Source organism: Streptomyces sp. NPDC041968 (assembly GCF_055589025.1).
Genome location: NZ_JBVJCB010000003.1, coordinates 355,935 through 374,383, shown reverse-complemented (window position 1 = coordinate 374,383; position 18,449 = coordinate 355,935). Strand labels below are relative to the sequence as shown.

16 protein-coding genes and 1 tRNA gene are annotated in these 18,449 nt (G+C 69.8%); 7 read left to right on the top strand and 10 right to left on the bottom strand.

Annotated elements, in window-relative coordinates:
- Positions 1-284: 284 nt before the first annotated feature.
- Complete coding sequence (locus ACZ6EG_RS09830; RefSeq protein ID WP_361012001.1) at positions 285-620, bottom strand: hypothetical protein; 336 nt, start codon at positions 618-620, stop codon at positions 285-287.
- A gap of 326 nt (positions 621-946) precedes the next feature.
- On the opposite strand from ACZ6EG_RS09830, the gene ACZ6EG_RS09825 reads away from it, so the two are divergent.
- Positions 947-1,963, top strand: a complete 1,017-nt coding sequence (locus ACZ6EG_RS09825; protein WP_391970806.1) for a helix-turn-helix transcriptional regulator — start codon at positions 947-949, stop codon at positions 1,961-1,963.
- Positions 1,960-2,955 (top strand): helix-turn-helix transcriptional regulator, encoded by a 996-nt coding sequence (locus ACZ6EG_RS09820; protein ID WP_469603131.1) that lies wholly within the window; start codon positions 1,960-1,962, stop codon positions 2,953-2,955. Before ACZ6EG_RS09825 ends, ACZ6EG_RS09820 begins: the two co-directional genes overlap by 4 nt.
- On the opposite strand, the gene ACZ6EG_RS09815 is transcribed toward ACZ6EG_RS09820, so the two are convergent.
- From ACZ6EG_RS09815 to ACZ6EG_RS09785, 7 genes are all read right to left on the bottom strand, one after another.
- Positions 2,906-3,952: a helix-turn-helix transcriptional regulator gene (locus ACZ6EG_RS09815; RefSeq protein WP_469603128.1), complete on the bottom strand. Its 1,047-nt coding sequence runs from the start codon at positions 3,950-3,952 to the stop codon at positions 2,906-2,908. The genes ACZ6EG_RS09820 and ACZ6EG_RS09815 overlap by 50 nt on opposite strands.
- A gap of 147 nt (positions 3,953-4,099) precedes the next feature.
- On the bottom strand, positions 4,100-5,218 hold the full coding sequence (locus ACZ6EG_RS09810) for a sugar ABC transporter substrate-binding protein (RefSeq protein WP_391970808.1): 1,119 nt from the start codon (positions 5,216-5,218) through the stop codon (positions 4,100-4,102).
- Positions 5,219-5,381: 163 nt separating this feature from the next.
- Positions 5,382-5,837: a heat shock protein transcriptional repressor HspR gene (locus tag ACZ6EG_RS09805; protein ID WP_356602387.1), complete on the bottom strand. Its 456-nt coding sequence runs from the start codon at positions 5,835-5,837 to the stop codon at positions 5,382-5,384.
- A gap of 5 nt (positions 5,838-5,842) precedes the next feature.
- Positions 5,843-7,039: a molecular chaperone DnaJ gene (gene dnaJ, locus ACZ6EG_RS09800; RefSeq protein WP_356602389.1), complete on the bottom strand. Its 1,197-nt coding sequence runs from the start codon at positions 7,037-7,039 to the stop codon at positions 5,843-5,845.
- Positions 7,040-7,072: 33 nt separating this feature from the next.
- Positions 7,073-7,750, bottom strand: a complete 678-nt coding sequence (grpE, locus tag ACZ6EG_RS09795; RefSeq protein WP_469603125.1) for a nucleotide exchange factor GrpE — start codon at positions 7,748-7,750, stop codon at positions 7,073-7,075.
- A complete protein-coding gene (gene dnaK / locus ACZ6EG_RS09790; protein ID WP_356602393.1) occupies positions 7,747-9,603 on the bottom strand; it encodes a molecular chaperone DnaK in 1,857 nt (618 codons plus the stop codon). The genes grpE and dnaK overlap by 4 nt, the downstream gene beginning before the upstream one ends.
- 95 nt (positions 9,604-9,698) lie before the next feature.
- A complete protein-coding gene (locus ACZ6EG_RS09785) occupies positions 9,699-10,940 on the bottom strand; it encodes an MraY family glycosyltransferase (protein ID WP_469603122.1) in 1,242 nt (413 codons plus the stop codon).
- A gap of 261 nt (positions 10,941-11,201) precedes the next feature.
- Here ACZ6EG_RS09785 and ACZ6EG_RS09780 point away from each other — a divergent pair, with 261 nt between their 5' ends.
- The 3 genes from ACZ6EG_RS09780 (at position 11,202) to ACZ6EG_RS09770 (ending at position 16,084) form a co-directional block, all read left to right on the top strand.
- Entirely contained in the window at positions 11,202-13,484 is a 2,283-nt protein-coding gene (locus ACZ6EG_RS09780; protein ID WP_391970811.1) for a (Fe-S)-binding protein, read from the top strand.
- A 164-nt stretch (positions 13,485-13,648) separates the two neighbouring features.
- Positions 13,649-14,980: an FG-GAP repeat domain-containing protein gene (locus tag ACZ6EG_RS09775; RefSeq protein WP_469603119.1), complete on the top strand. Its 1,332-nt coding sequence runs from the start codon at positions 13,649-13,651 to the stop codon at positions 14,978-14,980.
- A 93-nt stretch (positions 14,981-15,073) separates the two neighbouring features.
- Complete coding sequence (locus tag ACZ6EG_RS09770) at positions 15,074-16,084, top strand: Yip1 family protein (RefSeq protein ID WP_391970813.1); 1,011 nt, start codon at positions 15,074-15,076, stop codon at positions 16,082-16,084.
- Positions 16,085-16,166: 82 nt separating this feature from the next.
- On the opposite strand, the gene ACZ6EG_RS09765 is transcribed toward ACZ6EG_RS09770, so the two are convergent.
- Both ACZ6EG_RS09765 and dcd read right to left on the bottom strand, forming a co-directional pair.
- Entirely contained in the window at positions 16,167-16,664 is a 498-nt protein-coding gene (locus ACZ6EG_RS09765) for a phosphoribosyltransferase (protein WP_356602401.1), read from the bottom strand.
- 13 nt (positions 16,665-16,677) lie between these two features.
- Positions 16,678-17,253 (bottom strand): dCTP deaminase, encoded by a 576-nt coding sequence (gene dcd, locus ACZ6EG_RS09760; protein ID WP_356602403.1) that lies wholly within the window; start codon positions 17,251-17,253, stop codon positions 16,678-16,680.
- A 511-nt stretch (positions 17,254-17,764) separates the two neighbouring features.
- Here dcd and ACZ6EG_RS09755 point away from each other — a divergent pair.
- Positions 17,765-17,838: transfer RNA gene (locus ACZ6EG_RS09755), tRNA-Gly, on the top strand.
- A 152-nt stretch (positions 17,839-17,990) separates the two neighbouring features.
- Positions 17,991-18,347 carry a TIGR02391 family protein gene (locus ACZ6EG_RS09750; RefSeq protein ID WP_391970833.1) on the top strand — a complete coding sequence of 119 codons (357 nt, stop codon included), beginning with the start codon at positions 17,991-17,993 and terminating at the stop codon, positions 18,345-18,347.
- The last annotated feature ends 102 nt before the right edge of the window (positions 18,348-18,449 follow it).

The window sequence follows — 18,449 nt, the reverse complement described above, 5'->3', positions numbered from 1 at the left end:
TCGGCGGTCCGGCCATGTCTCCCAGTGCTGACTCAGACAACGTACACAAAGTTGAGTCTATTCCACTCAAGGCAGAAGCGGCACCGGTCCCCTCCGGGGGATGACGCACGAGTTCCCCCTCCGCGGGCGTCCGTGCCGCGCGAGGGGTTTTCCGGCCAGGCCTAGGATCGGGCGATACCCGGAGATATCGCCGCATACGACAGCGGCGTCACCGTGTTCAGGTCACGGTGACGCCGCTGCCGGGGGGAAGCACCTGAGCGATTTGTTACGACGGGGGAATCGCGTCAGGCGCTGCGGGGGGTGGCCGAGATGGTCCTCACTTCAGGGTCCTCCGGCTGCGCAAGCCGGTGGTCCCTCTGGTCCAGGTTCACAAAGATCATTCCGTACCGGATGGCACACCGCACGGGCTGCGGAGCACCTCGCGGCCGCCGCAGGCACCGGTACGCCCGCACGTCACCGTCCTCGTCCAGCGTGACGACGACCGGCTCGCCGAAGACGGTCACCATCAGGGAGTCACCGGAGTGGGGGATCGCGGTGACCAGGTCGATGAAGTGCCAGCCGGAGCGGTAGGCGGTGGCCATTTCTCGGCGGAAGGAGCGGTCGTCGGGTGGCGTCGTCATGTCGATCAGTCCCACTTACTGTCTGCCGGGAGACTTGCCGCCCCGTCGCCGACCACGGCGGTGGGCGAGATCTCGACCCCGGCAACAGCACCGTGCGCGTCACCCTGCGCACCGGAGAGGCCAGTCAGAGCTCCGAAGGCCACAACGGCGGAGGCGGCGACGACAAGCACCGAGCGAAGCATTTTCTTACGCATAGTCGGCTTCGTCCTCACTTGAAGATCCCCTCTATCCCCCGTCGGATAAGACGATGGCTCATTCAGGCACGTCATGGCCACACAATCGGTGCATCATGTTCCTGCACGTTCAGGACCCTGGGGGGTGGAGAATTGACATCAAATGGGACTAAGGCGACACATCCCCATTCGGTCACCGAGCTCTGCGAAGCCGGAAGCCGTCTCTACGCGGGTGCTCTGCGGACAGGACGCATATCGCGGACGGATGCCGAGTCGGCTCCGTGCCTGATGGAGTTCGCCCTCCTCCATCCCGATCCTGATGACGCAAGATGGTTGCGCCCGGTGCCGGCGGCGATCGCCCTGGCCCGGCGGCTCAATCCCATCGAGCGCGAGATCACCGAACACCGCCGGCTGTCGATCGCACTCTCCGAAGCCTTCGAGCCGTTCATGGCCCTCGGCGTCCAGGACGTTGCCCCGACTCACTCCATCAGCGTGCTGGAAGGCCTGGACCGCATCAACGCGGCTCTCGACCTGGCCACGGCACAGTGCCGGACCGAGATGCTCACCGTTCAGCCGAGCGGCAGCGCCCGCAGCGCCGAGAATCGCCTGCTGGAGGCGCTGGAGCGGGACAAACCGCTGATCGAGAGGGGGGTGAGTATCCGAACCCTCTACCAACACACCGCACGGTACAACCCCGAACGACTCGCCTACGTTGACCAGTTCGCGAACGGCAAGGTCGAGTACCGCACCATCGATGAACTCGTCGAACGCCTCATCATCTGTGACGAGACCGTCGCCTTCATACCCATCCGGGACGACCGCCAGGTCGCCCTGGAGATCCGGCATCCGGGTCTCGTCCGCTATCTGGTCAAGGTGTTCGAGTTCATCTGGGGCCGAGCGGTCCCGCTGACCGCTGGAGCCCCTTACGAAACGGCCCCCGACGGCATCACCAACATCCAGCACTCGATCGCCAAGCTCTTGGTGGAAGGCCACGTGGACGAGGCGATAGCCCGCCGTCTCGGTATGAACGTACGCACATGCCGAGCACACATCGCGAAACTGGCGACGGTACTCGGCAGCGGCAGCCGTGCCCAACTCGGCTATCTCATAGCCCAGTCGGGGATCTTGGAGCAGGGAACCCCGAGCGTGGGAGCAGAGCACCGCTCATGACGGACGAGACGCACCAGCACGGGGGTGAGGAGCTGTGCGGGGCAGGTCTCGAGCTCTACTCGCGGGCGCTGCGCGAGGGTCATGTGTCCAGCGTCGCGACCACAACGGCACCCTGTCTCATCGACATCGGGCTCCTGCACCCGGCCGTGGACGACGTGAACCGGCTGGAGCCCGTCTCACCGACGGTCGCCCTCCAACGGCTGCTGCGCGCCTCGGAGGACCGCATTGCCGACGAGAGGCGACGCTGTCAGCGCATCGCCGACACCTTCGAGTCCCTCATGCACGTCGGCGCACACAGCGCGGCGAACGAGGAGACCCCGACGCTGCGAATCCTCGGCAGCAAGGAGCGGACGGGTCGGGCCATCGAGGAGGCCATGAACGAGGGCCGGCAAGAGCTGCTCGCCATCCAGCCCCACGACCCGAGCGTCACCCAGCGCCCGCACATCCTCGAAGGGGCCATGAGACGTGACCAGGCCTTCCTCGACCAAGGCGCCCGCATCCGCGTGCTCTACCAGCACACCGTTCGTCACGCTCCATACACGCGCGCCCGCTACGAGCAACTGACCGGCGACGTGGAAGCCCGCAGCCTCGACGAGATCACCGAGCGCCTCATCATCGTCGACCGCGCCGTCGCCTTCATCCCTGCCAGCGCCGACCGCGCCCTCGCCCTCGAAGTCCGCCACCCCGCCCTGATCGCCTACTTCGTCAACACCTTCGACCGCCTCTGGCGCCTCGCCACCCCCATGCATCCCCACGCCGTCCAACCGCCTGCGCAGAACGGCATCACCCCCCGCCAACGCGCCATAGCCACCCTCCTCATCGAAGGCCACACCGACGCCGCCATAGCCGACCGCCTCGGCATGAACGTCCGCACCGCACGCGTCCACATCGCCAAGCTCGCCGCCACCCTCGGCAGCGACAGCCGGGCTCAGCTCGGGTACCTCATCGGGCGGTCGGGGATCCTCGACCAGGAGCCTGATCAGGCAGGCTGATCACGGCCGGCAGGGGCGGGGAGCCGTCCAGGCCCGCCTGGGCGATGCGCACCCCCAGCTGCGTGCGGCTCGTCGCGCCGAGGGTCTCCGACAGGCGGGCGATGTGGGCACGGGCCGTGCGGACGCTTATGCCGAGCCGTTCCGCGATCACCGCGTCCTGGTGTCCCTCCGCCAGCAGCGCCGCGATGGACTGCTCGCGGTGGGAGATGCCCTCGATGCCGGTGTCGGGGAGCGGGGCGGTGAGGGGGATCGCGAGGCGCCACAGGCGTTCGAAGACCGTGACCAGGTAGGCGATCAGGGCCGGGTGGCGCAGTTCCAGGGCCACCGTGCGGTCGGTGTTGGCCGGGATGAAGGCGACCGTGCGGTCGAAGAGGATGAGCCGGTCGATGACCTCGTCCAGGGTGCGGGCCTCGACCGCGTCACCCATCAGCTCCAGGTAGGTGAGCAGGCCCTGCCCGTGCCGGGCGACGTGCGTGTACAGGTCCCGCATCCGCACCCCGCGCCCGCGCAGCGCCAGCGCCCGGTGCAGCCCCTCCGACAGCTCGTGCTCGCGCCGGATGCCACCGGGCTGGACGGTGAGCACCTCTGTCGTGCAGGCCTGCGTCGCCTCGTCCATGGCGGCCTGGATGCGGGACAGGCCGTCCAGGACCCGGATCGCCGTGCCCTCCGTGCCGACCGGGGTCTGGAGCTGGCGGCCCAGCCCCGCGTACCACTCGAAGGCCTCCACCGCCGAACCCACCCGCCGCTGGCTCGCGCTGACCTCGTCGTGGACCCCGCGCAGCAGCCGGGTCATGACCTCCTGCGGGGAGGTCGGCACCAGCCAGTCCATGTCGTCGGGATCGGGGTGCAGCAGGGCCAGTTCGAGGAGACAGGGCACCGGCTCGGCGTCCCGGCGGGGCACCCGGCCTCGTCGTACGGCCCGGGAGTACAGGCGATCCCCGGCCGCGCACAGCCGGTCGGCACCGTGTGGATGCTCCTGAGCCCCGTGCCCGGCCATCGCCCATCCCACCCCCCGGTCGGCACTTTCCGCAGCGCAACTATGCGCGGCCCGGACCGGGTCCGCAACACGGCTCGGCACGGCGCAGCGGCCGGAAAGCACCGGCTCCTCCCGGATGCCCGGGCGGTGCGTCAGGACCGCACCGCCCTACTTCAGCCCCATCTCCGCGCAAGCCGCCTCGTACTTGGCCGTGCAGATGTCGGAGACCTTGTAGAAGCCGTCCGCGATGATGGTCCCCTTGATGTTGGCCTGGGTGAGGGCGACGACGGGGACGAGCTGGGCGGGGATGCCCTTGTGGGTGGGGCTGTCGACCTTCTCGCGGGCGAGCGCGTCGAACTGGATGTCCCGGCCCTGGACCCGCGCCACGGCCATCTCCGCGGCGTTCTCCGCCTCCTGCGGGTAGGACTTGTACACGCTCATGTACTGCTCGCCGGTGACGATCCGCTGCACCGCGGCGAGTTCCGCGTCCTGGCCGGTGACCGGCGGCAGGTCGGTGACGCCCGCGGCCTCCAGGGACTTGATGATGCCGCCGGCCATGCCGTCGTTGGCGGAGTAGACGGCGGCGATGTTGTCCTTGCCGATCTTCTGGATCGCCTCGGTCATGTTCGCCTCGGCGTTCTCCGGCTTCCAGTCCGCGGTGTCGAAGGACTGGGCGATCGTCACCTTGCCGTTCAGCTCGGACATCGCGCCCGCCTTGAACTGCTTGGCGTTCGGGTCGGTGGGCGAGCCGTTCATCATGACGATCTTCGCGGAGCTGTCCGCGTTGTCGCCGAGCGCCTCGACGAGGGAGCGGCCCTGGACCTCGCCGACCAGCTCGTTGTCGAAGGAGATGTACGCGTCGATCGGGCCCTCGGCCAGGCGGTCGTAGGCGATGACCGGGATGCCGGCGTCCTTGGCCTTCTGGACGCCCTCCCCGGCGGCCTTCGCGTCGACCGCGTCCAGGACGATCACGTCGACCTGCTCGTCGATCATCTGCTGCATCTGGTCGGCCTGCTTCGACGCGCTCGCCTCGGCGTTGGCGTACTTGACGTTGCCCTGGTCGCGCGTGAGTTCGGCGACCTTCGCCTTGAAGTAGGGGTAGTCGAAGAGGTCGTAGCGCGTGTTCGCCTTCTCCGGGAGCAGCAGGCCCACGGTGATGTCGTTGCCCTTGGTCGGGCTCGCCTTGTCGCTGCTCTCCGACGCGCCCAGCACCCCGCAGGCGGCCATCGAGAGGGTCATCATGGACGCTGCCACGGATATGGCGATACGACGGGCACGGCTGTTCACTGCGCTTACCTTCCGACACACGGGTGTTGTGGTGACCCAGGTGAGGGAAGCCAACGCTGTCTTCACTAAATCGTCAAGAAGTACTGGACCAATGAGACAGCAACGTTGCGAACAGGCCCGGAGGCCGCTCGACCACCGGGCCTTCGCCGCCCGCGCGAGCCGGTCAGTCCGGGGACTGTCCGTGCCGTTTGGGCCGCCACACCACCAGGGCGCTGGTCTGCTGGACCTCCTGGTAGGGGACCAGGTCACGGCGGTACGACGCGTGCACCGCCGCCTCGCGCTGGCGCATCGCCGTGGCCGCGCCCTCCAGGGCGTCCTGCATCTCGGCCATGCGGGCCTGGAGCGCGGCGACCTGGTTCTCCAGTTCGATGATGCGCTTGATTCCGGCCAGGTTGATGCCCTCGTCCTGCGACAACTGCTGCACCTGGCGGAGCAGTTCGATGTCGCGGGCCGAGTAGCGCCGACCGCGCCCGGCCGTGCGGTCCGGGGAGACCAGGCCGAGGCGGTCGTACTGGCGCAGGGTCTGCGGGTGCAGACCGGAGAGCTGGGCCGCCACCGAGATGACGTAGACCGGGGTGTCCTCGGTCAGTTCATACGGATTGCGTCGACGACCGTCCATTCCCGTCAAGCTCCCTTCGCGGCCTGGAACAGCTCCGCCCGCGGATCCTCCTCCGCGGTCGCCTCGCGATACGCCTCCAGCGCGTCACGAGCCTTCCCCGTCAGGTCCTTCGGAACACTCACCTCCACGGTGACCAGGAGGTCACCGCGGGTGCCGTCCTTGCGGACCGCTCCCTTGCCCCGGGCGCGCATGGTGCGGCCGTTGGGGGTGCCCTCCGGCAGCTTCAGCGTGACCGGCGGCCCGCCCAGGGTCGGGACGCGGACCTCGCCGCCGAGGGCCGCCTCGGCGTACGTCACCGGGACGGTGACCGTGAGGTTGTCACCCCGGCGGCCGAAGACGGGGTGGTCCTTGACGTGCACGACCACGTACAGGTCGCCCGCCGGTCCGCCCCGCTCGCCCGGTGTGCCCTTGCCGCGCAGCCGGATGCGCTGCCCGTCGGAGACACCGGCGGGGATGCGGACCTGCATGGTCCGGGAGGACTTGGCGCGTCCGGAGCCCTTGCAGACGTCGCAGGGGTCCTCGGCGATCAGGCCGCGGCCCTTGCAGTCCGGGCACGGGTCGGTGAGCGAGAAGCCGCCGCCCGAACCCCGGGCGACCTGCCCGGTGCCGACGCAGGTCGGGCACACGCGCGGCGTGCCGTTCTTGTCGCCGGTGCCCGAACAGGCCTTGCAGGGTGCCTGCGACGACATCCGCAGCGGGACCGTCGCGCCCTCGATGGCCTCGGTGAAGCTGAGGGTGACCTCGGACTCGATGTCCTGGCCGCGGCGCGGCTGGGTCCGCGTGCCGGTGCCGGGGCCGCCGGCACCGGTGCGGTTGAACAGCCCGCCGAAGACGTCGCCCAGGCCGCCGCCGAAGCCGCCGGCGCCCTGGCCCCCGCCCTGGGCGCCGCCTCCGAAGAGGTCGCCCAGGTCGAAGTTGAAGGTGCCGCCGCCGCCCGCGCCCGGCCCCGGGCGGAAACCGCCGTTGCCGAAGAGGGCGCGGGCCTCGTCGTACTCCTTGCGCTTCTTGGGGTCACCGAGGATGTCGTTGGCCTCGGAGATCTCCTTGAAGCGCTCCTCCGCCTTGACGTTTCCCTTGTTGGCGTCCGGGTGGAACTCGCGGGCGAGCTTCCGGTACGCCTTCTTGATCTCGGCCTCGGTGGCGTCCTTGGGGACGCCGAGAACCTTGTAGTAGTCCTTCTCGATGAAGTCCTTGGTGCTCATCCCCGACGTCCCTCCTTCCTCGTCGTCTCAAGCTCAGCCCTCGTCCGGGCCACCGCTCTCCTTGTTCTCCACGGCGTCGGAGCCTTCCTTGGCCTCGGTGCTCTCCTCGGCCGGCTTGACCGTCTGCGCACCCGGCTGCGGCTCGGCCACGGCCACCCGCGCGGGGCGGATGGTGCGCTCGCCGATCCGGTACCCGGGCTGCAGGATCGCCACGCAGGTCGTCTCGGTGACGTCCGGTGCGTAGGAGTGCATCAGGGCTTCGTGGATCGTCGGGTCGAAGGGCTCGCCCTCCTTGCCGAACTGCTGGAGGCCGAGCTTGGCCACCGTGGTCTCCAGCGACTCCGCGACGGACTTGAAGCCACCGACCAGTTCGCCGTGTTCCCGGGCGCGACCGATGTCGTCGAGCACGGGAAGCAGCTCGGACAGGAGGTTCGCGACGGCGACCTCCTTGACCGCGACGCGGTCCCGCTCCACCCGGCGGCGGTAGTTCTGGTACTCGGCCTGGAGGCGCTGGAGGTCCGCCGTGCGCTCGTTGAGCGCGGTGCGCACCTGGTCCAGCTGGGCCACCAGGCCCGCGTTCTCGCTCGCGTCCCCGGCCGGGGCCGCGACCTCCTCCGAAGAGGGGGCGGCGGCCTTCGGCTCGGCGTCGTCAGGGCTGGCGCCGGAGGGGACGTCGGGCTTCTCCTCGAAGCCCGGGGTCTCCTCCGTCACGCGGCACCGTCCTTGCGCTCGTCGTCCACGATCTCGGCGTCGACGACGTCGTCGTCCCCGCCCTTGTCACCGGCCTGGGCACCCTCGCCGGGAGCCTCGCCGCCGGCGGCCTGCGCGCCCTGGGCGTCGGCGTACATCGCCTGGCCCAGCTTCTGCGAGACAGCGGCGACCTTCTCGGTGGCGGTGCGGATCTCGGCGGTGTCCTCGCCCTTGAGCTTCTCCTTCAGCTCGGCGACGGCGCCCTCGACCTCGGTCTTGATCTCGCCGGGGACCTTGTCCTCGTTGTCCTTGAGGAACTTCTCCGTCTGGTAGACGAGCTGCTCGCCCTGGTTGCGGGACTCGGCGGCCTCGCGGCGGGCGTGGTCCTCCTCCGCGTACTTCTCGGCCTCCTGGCGCATCCGGTCGACCTCGTCCTTCGGCAGCGAGGAGCCGCCGGTGACGGTCATCTTCTGCTCCTTGCCCGTGCCCAGGTCCTTCGCGGTCACGTGCATGATGCCGTTGGCGTCGATGTCGAAGGCGACCTCGATCTGCGGGACGCCGCGGGGCGCCGGGGGCAGACCGGTCAGCTCGAACATCCCGAGCTTCTTGTTGTACGCCGCGATCTCGCGCTCGCCCTGGTAGACCTGGATCTGCACGGAGGGCTGGTTGTCCTCGGCGGTGGTGAAGATCTCCGACCGCTTCGTCGGGATCGTCGTGTTCCGCTCGATCAGCTTGGTCATGATGCCGCCCTTGGTCTCGATGCCGAGGGACAGCGGGGTGACGTCGAGGAGCAGGACGTCCTTGACCTCGCCCTTGAGGACACCGGCCTGCAGGGCGGCGCCGATGGCGACGACCTCGTCCGGGTTGACGCCCTTGTTGGCGTCCTTGCCGCCGGTCAGCTCCTTGACGAGCTCGGCGACCGCGGGCATGCGGGTGGAGCCACCGACGAGGACGACGTGGTCGATCTCGGACAGCTGGATGCCGGCGTCCTTGATGACGTTGTGGAACGGCGTCTTGCAGCGCTCCAGCAGGTCGGCCGTCAGCTGCTGGAACTGAGCGCGCGTGAGCTTCTCGTCCAGGTGCAGCGGGCCCTCGGCGGACGCCGTGATGTAGGGGAGGTTGATCGAGGTCTCGGTGGACGAGGACAGCTCGATCTTCGCCTTCTCGGCGGCCTCGCGCAGGCGCTGGAGCGCCATCTTGTCCTTGGAGAGGTCCACGCCGTGACCGGACTGGAACTGCTTGACCAGGTAGTCGACGACACGCTGGTCCCAGTCGTCACCACCGAGGTGGTTGTCACCGTTGGTGGCCTTCACCTCGACGACACCGTCGCCGATCTCCAGCAGCGAGACGTCGAACGTACCGCCACCGAGGTCGAAGACCAGGATGATCTGCTCGTCCTTGTCGAGGCCGTACGCCAGCGCGGCGGCCGTCGGCTCGTTGACGATGCGCAGCACGTTGAGGCCCGCGATCTCACCGGCCTCCTTGGTGGCCTGGCGCTCGGCGTCGTTGAAGTACGCCGGGACGGTGATGACCGCGTCGGTCACCTTCTCGCCCAGGTAGGACTCGGCGTCCCGCTTCAGCTTCTGCAGCACGAAGGCGCTGATCTGCTGCGGGTTGAAGTCCTTGCCGTCCAGGTTGATCTTCCAGTCGGTGCCCATGTGGCGCTTGACCGACCGGATGGTCCTGTCGACGTTCGTGACCGCCTGACGCTTGGCCACCTCGCCGACCAGCACCTCACCGTTCTTGGCGAAGGCGACGACGGACGGCGTGGTCCTGGCGCCCTCGGCGTTGGTGATGACGGTGGGCTCGCCGCCCTCCAGAACGCTGACGACGGAGTTAGTCGTGCCCAGGTCGATGCCGACCGCACGTGCCATGGTGAATAACCTCCAGCTGACTTGAGTGGAACAGGCTCAAGTGTGCAGGACGCATTTCGCTGCGTCAACAGAGGTGAGTCGAGCAGACTCAACTCTTATCCGTTCCTTACACGCAATACCTCGTTGACCTGCGGTTTCTCTGCCCGCCGGGACTGACGAACCGGGAAAATCGTCCCCCGGGAGGACGCCTCACCCGGGGCGCCGGTTGCGCCGGGAGGCGTCCGAGACCCCTGGGCCTGCGTCGGACGCCGCCGGGACGGCACGTCCGCGCCCACCCTCCGGGACCCGCCCTCGCCCGCCCGCCGCGCGTCGTGTGCCTCCGCCCGCCGCTCCCCCGGCACCCGTACCTCCCGTGACCCCCTTACCCCCCGCGCCCCGTACACCCGTACCCGCAACAGCGCCGCCGTCCCGGCCACCGCCCCGCCCGCCACCCAGAGCACCGCCACCCGACCGGCCCAGCCGGTGTGCACGAGCACGCCCACGAGCACCCCGCAGAAGGAGGCCACCGCGAGCACCACCACCGCGCCCTGCGGGGTGAGGCCCAGTCGGCGCAGCCGGTGGGCGAGATGGTCGGGCCCGCCGCGCAGCAGGGGCCGTCCGGCGAGGCGGCGGGAGAGGAGGACGAGGACGGCGTCCACCCCCGCGAGCGCCGTCAGGGCGAACGCCACCCCCGCGCCGGCCAGGGGCTCGTGCCCCGCACGGGTGAACACGGTCGCCCCGGCGAGCAGGAAGCCCGCGAACAGCGACCCGCAGGCTCCGAGGGCGATCCGCGCGGGGTGCCAGTTGTGCAGCAGGAAGCCGGTCAGCGCGGCGGCCAGGGCGAGCAGCAGCACCGCCAGCCCGTCCATCAGCTCCGCCGCCGCACAGGCGCCGACCCCGAAGGCGGTCACGACACCCACGGTGCCGGCCACCCCGTCGGCGTGGTCGAGCCCCCGGAAGGCCACAGCGACCGCCGCGACGAAGGCCACCGCGAGCCCACCGGCGACCGGCCCCGTCTCGCCGTACGGGACTACGCACGCCGCCGCGACGGCCGTACCGGCCAGCAGCCACCGCCGCCGCAGCCGCCAGACGTCGGCGGCCAGACCGAGCGCGCCGACGGCGACCCCGGCCGCGAGCAGCCGTCCGACGCCCGAACCGAGCGGCACGACACCCGTCCGGTCCCCGGTCCACGCGACCGCGCCGGTGACCAGGACGACGGCCGCACCGCCCAGCAGGGGCACGGGCCGCTGCCGTCGCCGGTCGACCAGGGCGAGGCGCAGGGCGGGCGCCCTCAGCAGCGCGGCGAGGAGGGCGGCGAGAAGAAAGGAGGCGGTGGCTGCGGCGATCCCATAGAGCACGGGCCTAAGCTATGCCCGAACCAAGTCGAATATCATGATTTGCGACGAATGGCGCGTCCGCGCCCCGCAGCCCACCCGGCCCTCCCCCCTCCCCGGCCGCACCGGACGCCGCCCCCGTGGTCAGGGTTGCCTCAGCGACGCAGATCACCGCACGTCCGACTACAGTGCGGCGCAGGATGGGGGTAGTCTCGAACGGACTGCCTAAGTTACCGCTTAGTAATACCGCCCCCTCGTCACCTCGCAGGCCCGAGGAGCCCCCAAATGCAACTCGCCGCGATCATCGTGTCGCTGGTCCTGATCGTGGTCGGCGTGGCACTGTTCGGCCGCGCCGTCCTACAGATCGTCAACTACATGCGGCTGGGCCAGCCGGTGCCGGCCGGACTGCGGACCAATGACCCCGTGGCCCGCACCGTCACCGTGGTCCGGGAGTTCCTCGGCCACACCCGGATGAACCGCTGGGGCATCGTCGGGGTGGCGCACTGGTTCGTGGCGGTGGGCTTCTTCTCGCTGCTGCTGACGATCGTCAACGCGGTCGGCCAGCTCTTCCAGGCCGACTGGATCCTGCCGGTCATCGGCGACTGGGCGCCGTACAACGTCTTCGTCGAGTTCATCGGCACCATGACCGTGCTCGGCATCCTGGTCCTGATCGCGATCCGCCAGCTGAGCAAGCCGAACAAGCCGGGCCGCAAGTCCCGCTTCGCCGGCTCCAACTTCGGTCAGGCGTACTTCGTCGAGGCCGTCATCCTCATCGTCGGCGTCTGCATCTTCATGCTGCACGCGCTGGAGGGCGCCCTCCACCACGTGGACGGCTACGAGGCCTCGTTCTTCATCTCGTACCCGGTCGTCTCCGCCCTCCGGGACCTGGACGTCTCCACGCTCCAGAACCTCGTCTACCTCTTCGCCGGTCTGAAGATCGCGACCTCGTTCATCTGGATGATCACGGTCGCCCTCAAGACCGACATGGGCGTGGCCTGGCACCGCTTCCTGGCCTTCCCGAACATCTGGTTCAAGCGCAACGCCGACGGCGACGTCTCGCTCGGCGCCCTGCTGCCGATGACCTCCGGCGGCAAGCCGATCGACTTCACCGACCCCGGTGACGACGACGTCTTCGGCGTCTCCCAGGTCGAGCAGTTCTCCTGGAAGGGCCTGCTGGACTTCTCCACCTGCACCGAGTGCGGCCGCTGCCAGTCGCAGTGCCCCGCGTGGAACACCGGCAAGCCGCTCTCCCCCAAGCTCCTGATCATGTCCCTGCGCGACCACGCGCACGCCAAGGCCCCCTACCTGCTGGCCGGCGGCGGCAAGACCATGGAGGGCGAGGAGAAGGCGTCCGAGGAGCAGCTGAAGGACGTCCCCGCGGCCGCCCTCGCCGAGGCCGAGCGCCCGCTGATCGGCACCCTCGAAGAGAACGGCGTCATCGACCCGGACGTCCTGTGGTCCTGCACCACCTGCGGCGCCTGCGTCGAGCAGTGCCCCGTCGACATCGAGCACGTCGACCACATCGTCGACATGCGCCGCTACCAGGTCATGATCGAGTCGGCGTTCCCGTCCGAGGCGGGCACGATGCTCAAGAACCTGGAGAAGAAGGGCAACCCCTGGGGCCTGGCCAAGAAGCAGCGCCTGGAGTGGCTCAAGGAGCTGGACTTCGAGGTCCCGGTCGTCGGCAAGGACATCGAGGACCTCACCGAGGTCGAGTACCTCTACTGGGTCGGCTGCGCCGGCGCCCTGGAGGACCGCGCCAAGAAGACCACCAAGGCCTTCGCCGAGCTGCTGCACATCGCGGGCGTCAAGTTCGCCATCATGGGCGGCGACGAGAAGTGCACCGGTGACTCGGCACGGCGCCTGGGCAACGAGCCGTTGTTCCAGGAACTGGGCATGGAGAACGTCATGTCCCTCAACGCCGCCTTCGGCGAGGAGATGGACGACGACGGCAAGGTCACCGACGCCTCGCGCAAGCCCAAGTCGGCCAAGAAGATCGTCGCGACCTGCCCGCACTGCCTCAACACCCTGGGCAACGAGTACCCGCAGCTCGGCGGCGACTACGAGGTCATCCACCACACCCAGCTGCTCCAGCACCTCGTGGACGAGGGCAGGCTGCTCCCGGTCACGCCGGTCGAGGGCATCATCACCTACCACGACCCGTGCTACCTGGGCCGGCACAACAAGATCTACACGCCGCCGCGCGAGATCATCGCCGCCGTCCCGGGCGTCCGCAACGAGGAGATGCACCGCCACAAGGAGCGCGGTTTCTGCTGTGGCGCCGGCGGCGCGCGGATGTGGATGGAGGAGCGGATCGGCAAGCGCATCAACAACGAGCGCGTCGACGAGGCCCTCTCCGTCAACCCCGACATCGTCTCCACCGCCTGTCCCTTCTGCCTCGTGATGCTCACCGACTCCGTCAACGGCAAGAAGAACGACGGCAAGGCCAAGGAGTCCATCCAGGTCGTCGACGTCGCCCAGCTCCTGCTGGACTCCGTCAAGACCCCGGCCGACCCGGCGGGCGAGCCGGAGCCGGAGAGCGAGCCGACGCCGGAACCGGTGAAGTAGCCGCCGGCCGCGCCTCCTCACGACCGACACCCCCAGGTTCCGTCCGGACCTGGGGGTGTCGCCGTATCTCGAACACGTGCATCATGAGCCGGTCGTTGCCTGAGCCACGTATGACGACGGACTAGACGGACGAGACGGACGAGACGGACGAGGTGAACGGTACGGTGCGCGTGCGAAGAAGCACCCTGACCAGCACGACGGCCCTCGGCTGCCTGCTGCTGGCCGCCTGCGGCCAGGGAGGGACGGCGCCCACCACCGAGGACACCGCCCCCACCCCCGTACGCGCCGCCCAGGCCCCCGCCCCCGCCCCGCTCCCCGTCCCGCGCGGCGACGGCAGCGAGGTCCCCGACGACTTCAACGGCGACGGCCACCGCGACCTCGTCCTGGACGACCTCGTCAAGGCGCAGAGCCACGCGGACGACGCCGGCATCGGCATCGTCTACGGCTCCTCGCGCGGACCGGTCCCCGGCACCCGGCAGTTGCTCACCCCGAAGAAGTACGCGGCGCCCACCGACGGGCAGTTGCCGGCCGTCTTCGAGGCCGAGGCGAGCTGCGACCTCGACGGCGACGGCTTCACCGACCTGGTGGTCACCACCGACCCGCCCTACGACGGCCAGGGCCGCCCCCCGGTGCCCCTCCAGCTCCTCTTCGGCTCCCCGTCCGGCCCGGCAGGCCGCGCGGTCCCGCTGACCGTCCCCGAGCGGGCCCGCTACGGCAACGACTGGCCCGAACGCCCGGTGTGCGGCGACTTCGACGGCGACGGCGCCCAGGACCTGGTCCTCCACGCCTCGGCCGGCCGGCTCAGCTACCTGCGCGGCCCCTTCACCCGCGAGGGCGCCCCGCGCGAAGCAGGCGCGCCCCTCACCTCCCCCGGTGAGGCACCGACCGGCCCCGCCGCCGACGTGGACCGCGACGGATACGACGACCTGGTCGTCCGCGCCTCGACGGGCCCCGGCAAGGCGGCCGTCGTCCTGGGCGGCCCGGCCGGCCCCGCCCGCACCGGCGTCACCCTCCCCGACGGTGTCGACATCGCCCTGGGCGCCTTCGGCAGGGGCAAGGCGCTGGATGCGGCCGTGGGCGCCATGGGCGGCACCGCGATGCGCTACGACCTCCCCACCGCCGCTGGGGGTGCCTCCCCCGCATCAAGCAGCGGGGGAGGCACCCTCGACCTCCCCGGCTCGACGCTCGACGCCGCCGACCTCGACGGCGACGGCCTGAGCGAGCTGGTGTCCAGCGGCAACGGGGTACGGGTCCTCCCCGGCCGCGCAACGGGGCCCACGACAGCGGGCGCGGTCACGGTGCGGCCCGCGGCGACCGGCACCACGCAGGTGCTGACCACCGGCGACTTCGACGGCGACGACCTGGCGGACCTCGTGGTGCGGACGTACCGGGGCGACACACAGGACGCCGTCGCGGTGTACCGGGGCACGGAGAAGGGCCTGGTGGCGGCGGAGGCCGCGGTCACCTTCTCCACGTCGGCGTTCCTGACCCCGTAGGCGACGGACCGGCCGACCGTGCGCGGACGCCGCGGGAGGATCAGAGAGTCCTCAGGAAGACCTCAGGGAGTCCTCAGGGCCGTCCCGTAAGGGATGTCACAGCTCGGCCGCAAAGGCCGCTCCGAAAGGCGACGCCCCGCACGTCACTCTCCGGGACCAGGTACGTTCGAAGGCGTGGCTGGATTCAGGATCGGACGCGGCCGGGACAACGGCGCTCCGCACGCGCGACCGCAACGCCCACCGTACGGACAGCAGGCGCCCCAGGGACCGTCGTACGGCGGTCCCGCGACGCCTCGGCAGCCGTACCCGCAGCAGCCGTACGGGGGTGGCGCCCCCGGCCCGGGCGGCTCACCGTGGCCACAGCCGCACGGCGGCGGGCACGGTGAGCCGGAGTACTTCGGGGACGGCGGCCACCCCCAGGGCGGCCCCCACGGGGGACAGCCCCCGTACGACCCGTACGCCGCCAACAACCCGGGCCACACCCAGGCGTTCACCGTCGACGACCCCTACAACCAGGGCGAGACCTACCGCGCCGGCTCCGCGGCACCGCCCGGCCCGGTCGGCCCCCGCCTGCACTGGAAGGCGCTGCTGAAGGGCGTCGTCCTCGCCCCCAACCAGACCTTCCTCCAGATGCGGGACTACGCGATGTGGGCCCCGGCGCTCATCGTGACCTTCCTCTACGGCCTGCTGGCGGTCTTCGGCTTCGACGGCGCCCGCGAGGAGGCCATCAACGCCACCCTCTCGAACGCGGTCCCGATCGTCCTGATCACGGCCGTGGCGATGGTGCTGAGCGCGTTCGTCCTGGGCGTGGTCACCCACACCCTGGCCCGCCAGCTCGGCGGCGACGGCGCCTGGCAGCCCACGGTCGGCCTCTCCATGCTGATCATGTCCCTCACGGACGCCCCGCGCCTGGTCGTCGCGCTCTTCGCCGGCGGCGACGCGCCCTTCGTCCAGATCCTGGGCTGGGCCACCTGGGTCGCGGCCGGCGCCCTGCTGACCCTCATGGTCAGCCGCTCCCACGACCTGCCCTGGCCGAAGGCGCTGGGCGCGTCGGCGATCCAGCTGATCGCCCTGCTGTCGATCGTGAAGCTCGGCACGTTCTAGCGGCCGTCACCGCACGCAGGAGGGCCCCCGGCGCGACGCCGGGGGCCCTCTCCTGTGTCTCACGCACCACGCGTCCCGACGCTCAGGCGTCGAGCACCTGCCCGTCCCTGCGCACCACCGGCGGTTCGACACTCCACGGGAAGTTGATCCACTCGTCGGTCCGCTTCCACACGTACTCGCACTGGACGAGTGAGTGGGACTTCTCATAGATCACGGCGCTGCGGACCTCGGCGACGGTGTCCAGGCAGAAGTCCCGCACCAGCTTCAGCGTCTTGCCGGTGTCCGCGACGTCGTCCGTGATGAGGACCTTCTTGCGGGAGAAGTCGATGACGTTGGGCACCGGCGCCAGCATGACCGGCATCTCCAGGGTGGTCCCGACCCCGGTGTAGAACTCCACGTTCACGAGGTGGATGTTCTTGCAGTCGAGCGCGTACGCCAGGCCGCCGGCGACGAAGACCCCGCCGCGGGCGATCGACAGCACTATGTCGGGCTCGTAGCCGTCGTCGGCGACGGCCTGAGCGAGCTCGCGCACCGCGACGCCGAACTGCTCGTAGGTCAGGTTCTCCCGTACTTCACTCATGCGCGCGTCCTGCTCATACCTGGGTCCGATGGAAGTTGATGAAGGACCGGGAGGCGGTCGGCCCCCGCTGCCCCTGGTAACGGGACCCGTACCGCTCGCTCCCGTACGGGTGCTCGGCCGGCGACGTGAGCCGGAACATGCACAGCTGCCCGATCTTCATCCCCGGCCACAGCTTGATCGGCAGGGTCGCGAGGTTGCTCAGCTCGAGCGTCACGTGCCCGGAGAACCCCGGGTCGATGAACCCGGCGGTGGAGTGCGTGACCAGCCCGAGCCGCCCCAGCGAGCTCTTCCCCTCCAGCCGCGAGGCGAGGTCGTCGGGCAGCGAGACGACCTCGTAGGTGCTGGCCAGCACGAACTCGCCGGGATGCAGGATGAACGGCTCGTCCCCCTCCGGCTCCACGAGCCGGGTCAGATCCGTCTGCTCGACGGAGGGGTCGATGTGCGGGTACCGGTGGTTCTCGAACACCCGGAAATAGCGGTCGAGACGTACGTCGATGCTCGACGGCTGCACCATGGAGTCGTCGAAAGGATCGATACGCACCCGCCCGGAATCGATCTCGGCCCGGATGTCCTTGTCTGAGAGAAGCACGCACCGAGGATACGCAAGGCGCGCGGAGCTGCGACAACCGCCGCCGCGCCGCGCGCCCGAACCCACCCGGGGTGTGTGCTACCGCTTCACCGCGCCCACCACCGGCACGGCACTCCGCAGCCGCGCACACCGCGGACATCGGACGAGCCGGCCGGGGCCGAGTCGCTCGGCCTTCTGCATCGGGAACGAGGCGGCGGTGAACACGTGCCCATCGGCACAGCGGAGGACGGTGTGATCCATCAAGTCCTTCAAGTCCCTTCCCCAAGAGCCGCGTCTGGCTGACTACCCTGACGACAAAAGCCACAGTACGGGATCAAAGGAACGACTCTCCAGGCGGCACTCCGGCCCCTCCCGGCACCTTCGCGGGGCCCACCGTACGCCCCAACTCCGTCTGCCCGCAGCCGCGTCCGACACTCCTCCACGCACGTCGACCCCACGGCGCGAACACCGGGGGCCGACGATGGGGTAGAGTGACCGAGCGTCCAGGCACCGACCTCGGTCGGCGTCTTACGCGGGTGTAGTTTAATGGTAGAACATCAGCTTCCCAAGCTGAGAGCGCGAGTTCGATTCTCGTCACCCGCTCCACTTTGAACCCCCAGGTCATTCACCCGGGGGTTTCTTCTTTTCTAGACCATCTGAGGATGGCGTGCCCTCCGCGTGCCCCAACTGCAGGTTGGCGATGCCCAGCCGGGCCGTGGCGCCTCAGTGACGACTCCCCGCTTCTGAGCGCAGGGGCCATGCACCCATGGGTCTGGGAGGGCGCCCGCGCCCTTTGGCAGAGCGGACGCTTCCGAGGAGCGGTCACCGCTGCAGCCCGCAAGGTCAACGCCGAGCGGCAGAACAAGGTCTGCCGCCGAGATCTGAGTGAGACGAAGCTCTTCCAGAATGTCTTCTCGCTGAGCGCGCCCAAGGCCGACGAACCCCGCCTGCGCCTTATGGACGACGACGGCAGCGACCCCTTCCGCAGCGTCCACCGCGGCGCCATGGCCGTCGCCGAGGGCTACGCCTTCGGCACGCGGAACGAGGGACAGGAGTCTCCCCCACGCAGGCACCAGGATGGCCGATCCTGCACACGTCAACGATCTCGCCTGTGACCTGAGGGGCGCACTGGCCTCAACACTCAGCCGTCTCGTGACGCTCAAGGGCAACCGATCGCGGGAGCTGGGCAAGGGAGCGCCGAAAGCCGGCCGCGATCA

What these genes read in the sequence shown, in the direction of transcription:
- ACZ6EG_RS09820 (WP_469603131.1), top strand. Translation starts at nt 1,960, where the DNA reads ATGACGGACGAGACGCACCAGCACGGGGGTGAGGAGCTGTGCGGGGCA.
- dnaK (WP_356602393.1), bottom strand. Translation starts at nt 9,603, where the DNA reads ATGGCACGTGCGGTCGGCATCGACCTGGGCACGACTAACTCCGTCGTC.
- ACZ6EG_RS09830 (WP_361012001.1), bottom strand. Translation starts at nt 620, where the DNA reads ATGACGACGCCACCCGACGACCGCTCCTTCCGCCGAGAAATGGCCACC.
- ACZ6EG_RS09770 (WP_391970813.1), top strand. Translation starts at nt 15,074, where the DNA reads ATGTCACAGCTCGGCCGCAAAGGCCGCTCCGAAAGGCGACGCCCCGCA.
- dnaJ (WP_356602389.1), bottom strand. Translation starts at nt 7,039, where the DNA reads ATGAGCACCAAGGACTTCATCGAGAAGGACTACTACAAGGTTCTCGGC.
- ACZ6EG_RS09815 (WP_469603128.1), bottom strand. Translation starts at nt 3,952, where the DNA reads ATGGCCGGGCACGGGGCTCAGGAGCATCCACACGGTGCCGACCGGCTG.
- ACZ6EG_RS09780 (WP_391970811.1), top strand. Translation starts at nt 11,202, where the DNA reads ATGCAACTCGCCGCGATCATCGTGTCGCTGGTCCTGATCGTGGTCGGC.
- ACZ6EG_RS09805 (WP_356602387.1), bottom strand. Translation starts at nt 5,837, where the DNA reads ATGGACGGTCGTCGACGCAATCCGTATGAACTGACCGAGGACACCCCG.
- ACZ6EG_RS09765 (WP_356602401.1), bottom strand. Translation starts at nt 16,664, where the DNA reads ATGAGTGAAGTACGGGAGAACCTGACCTACGAGCAGTTCGGCGTCGCG.
- ACZ6EG_RS09750 (WP_391970833.1), top strand. Translation starts at nt 17,991, where the DNA reads ATGCACCCATGGGTCTGGGAGGGCGCCCGCGCCCTTTGGCAGAGCGGA.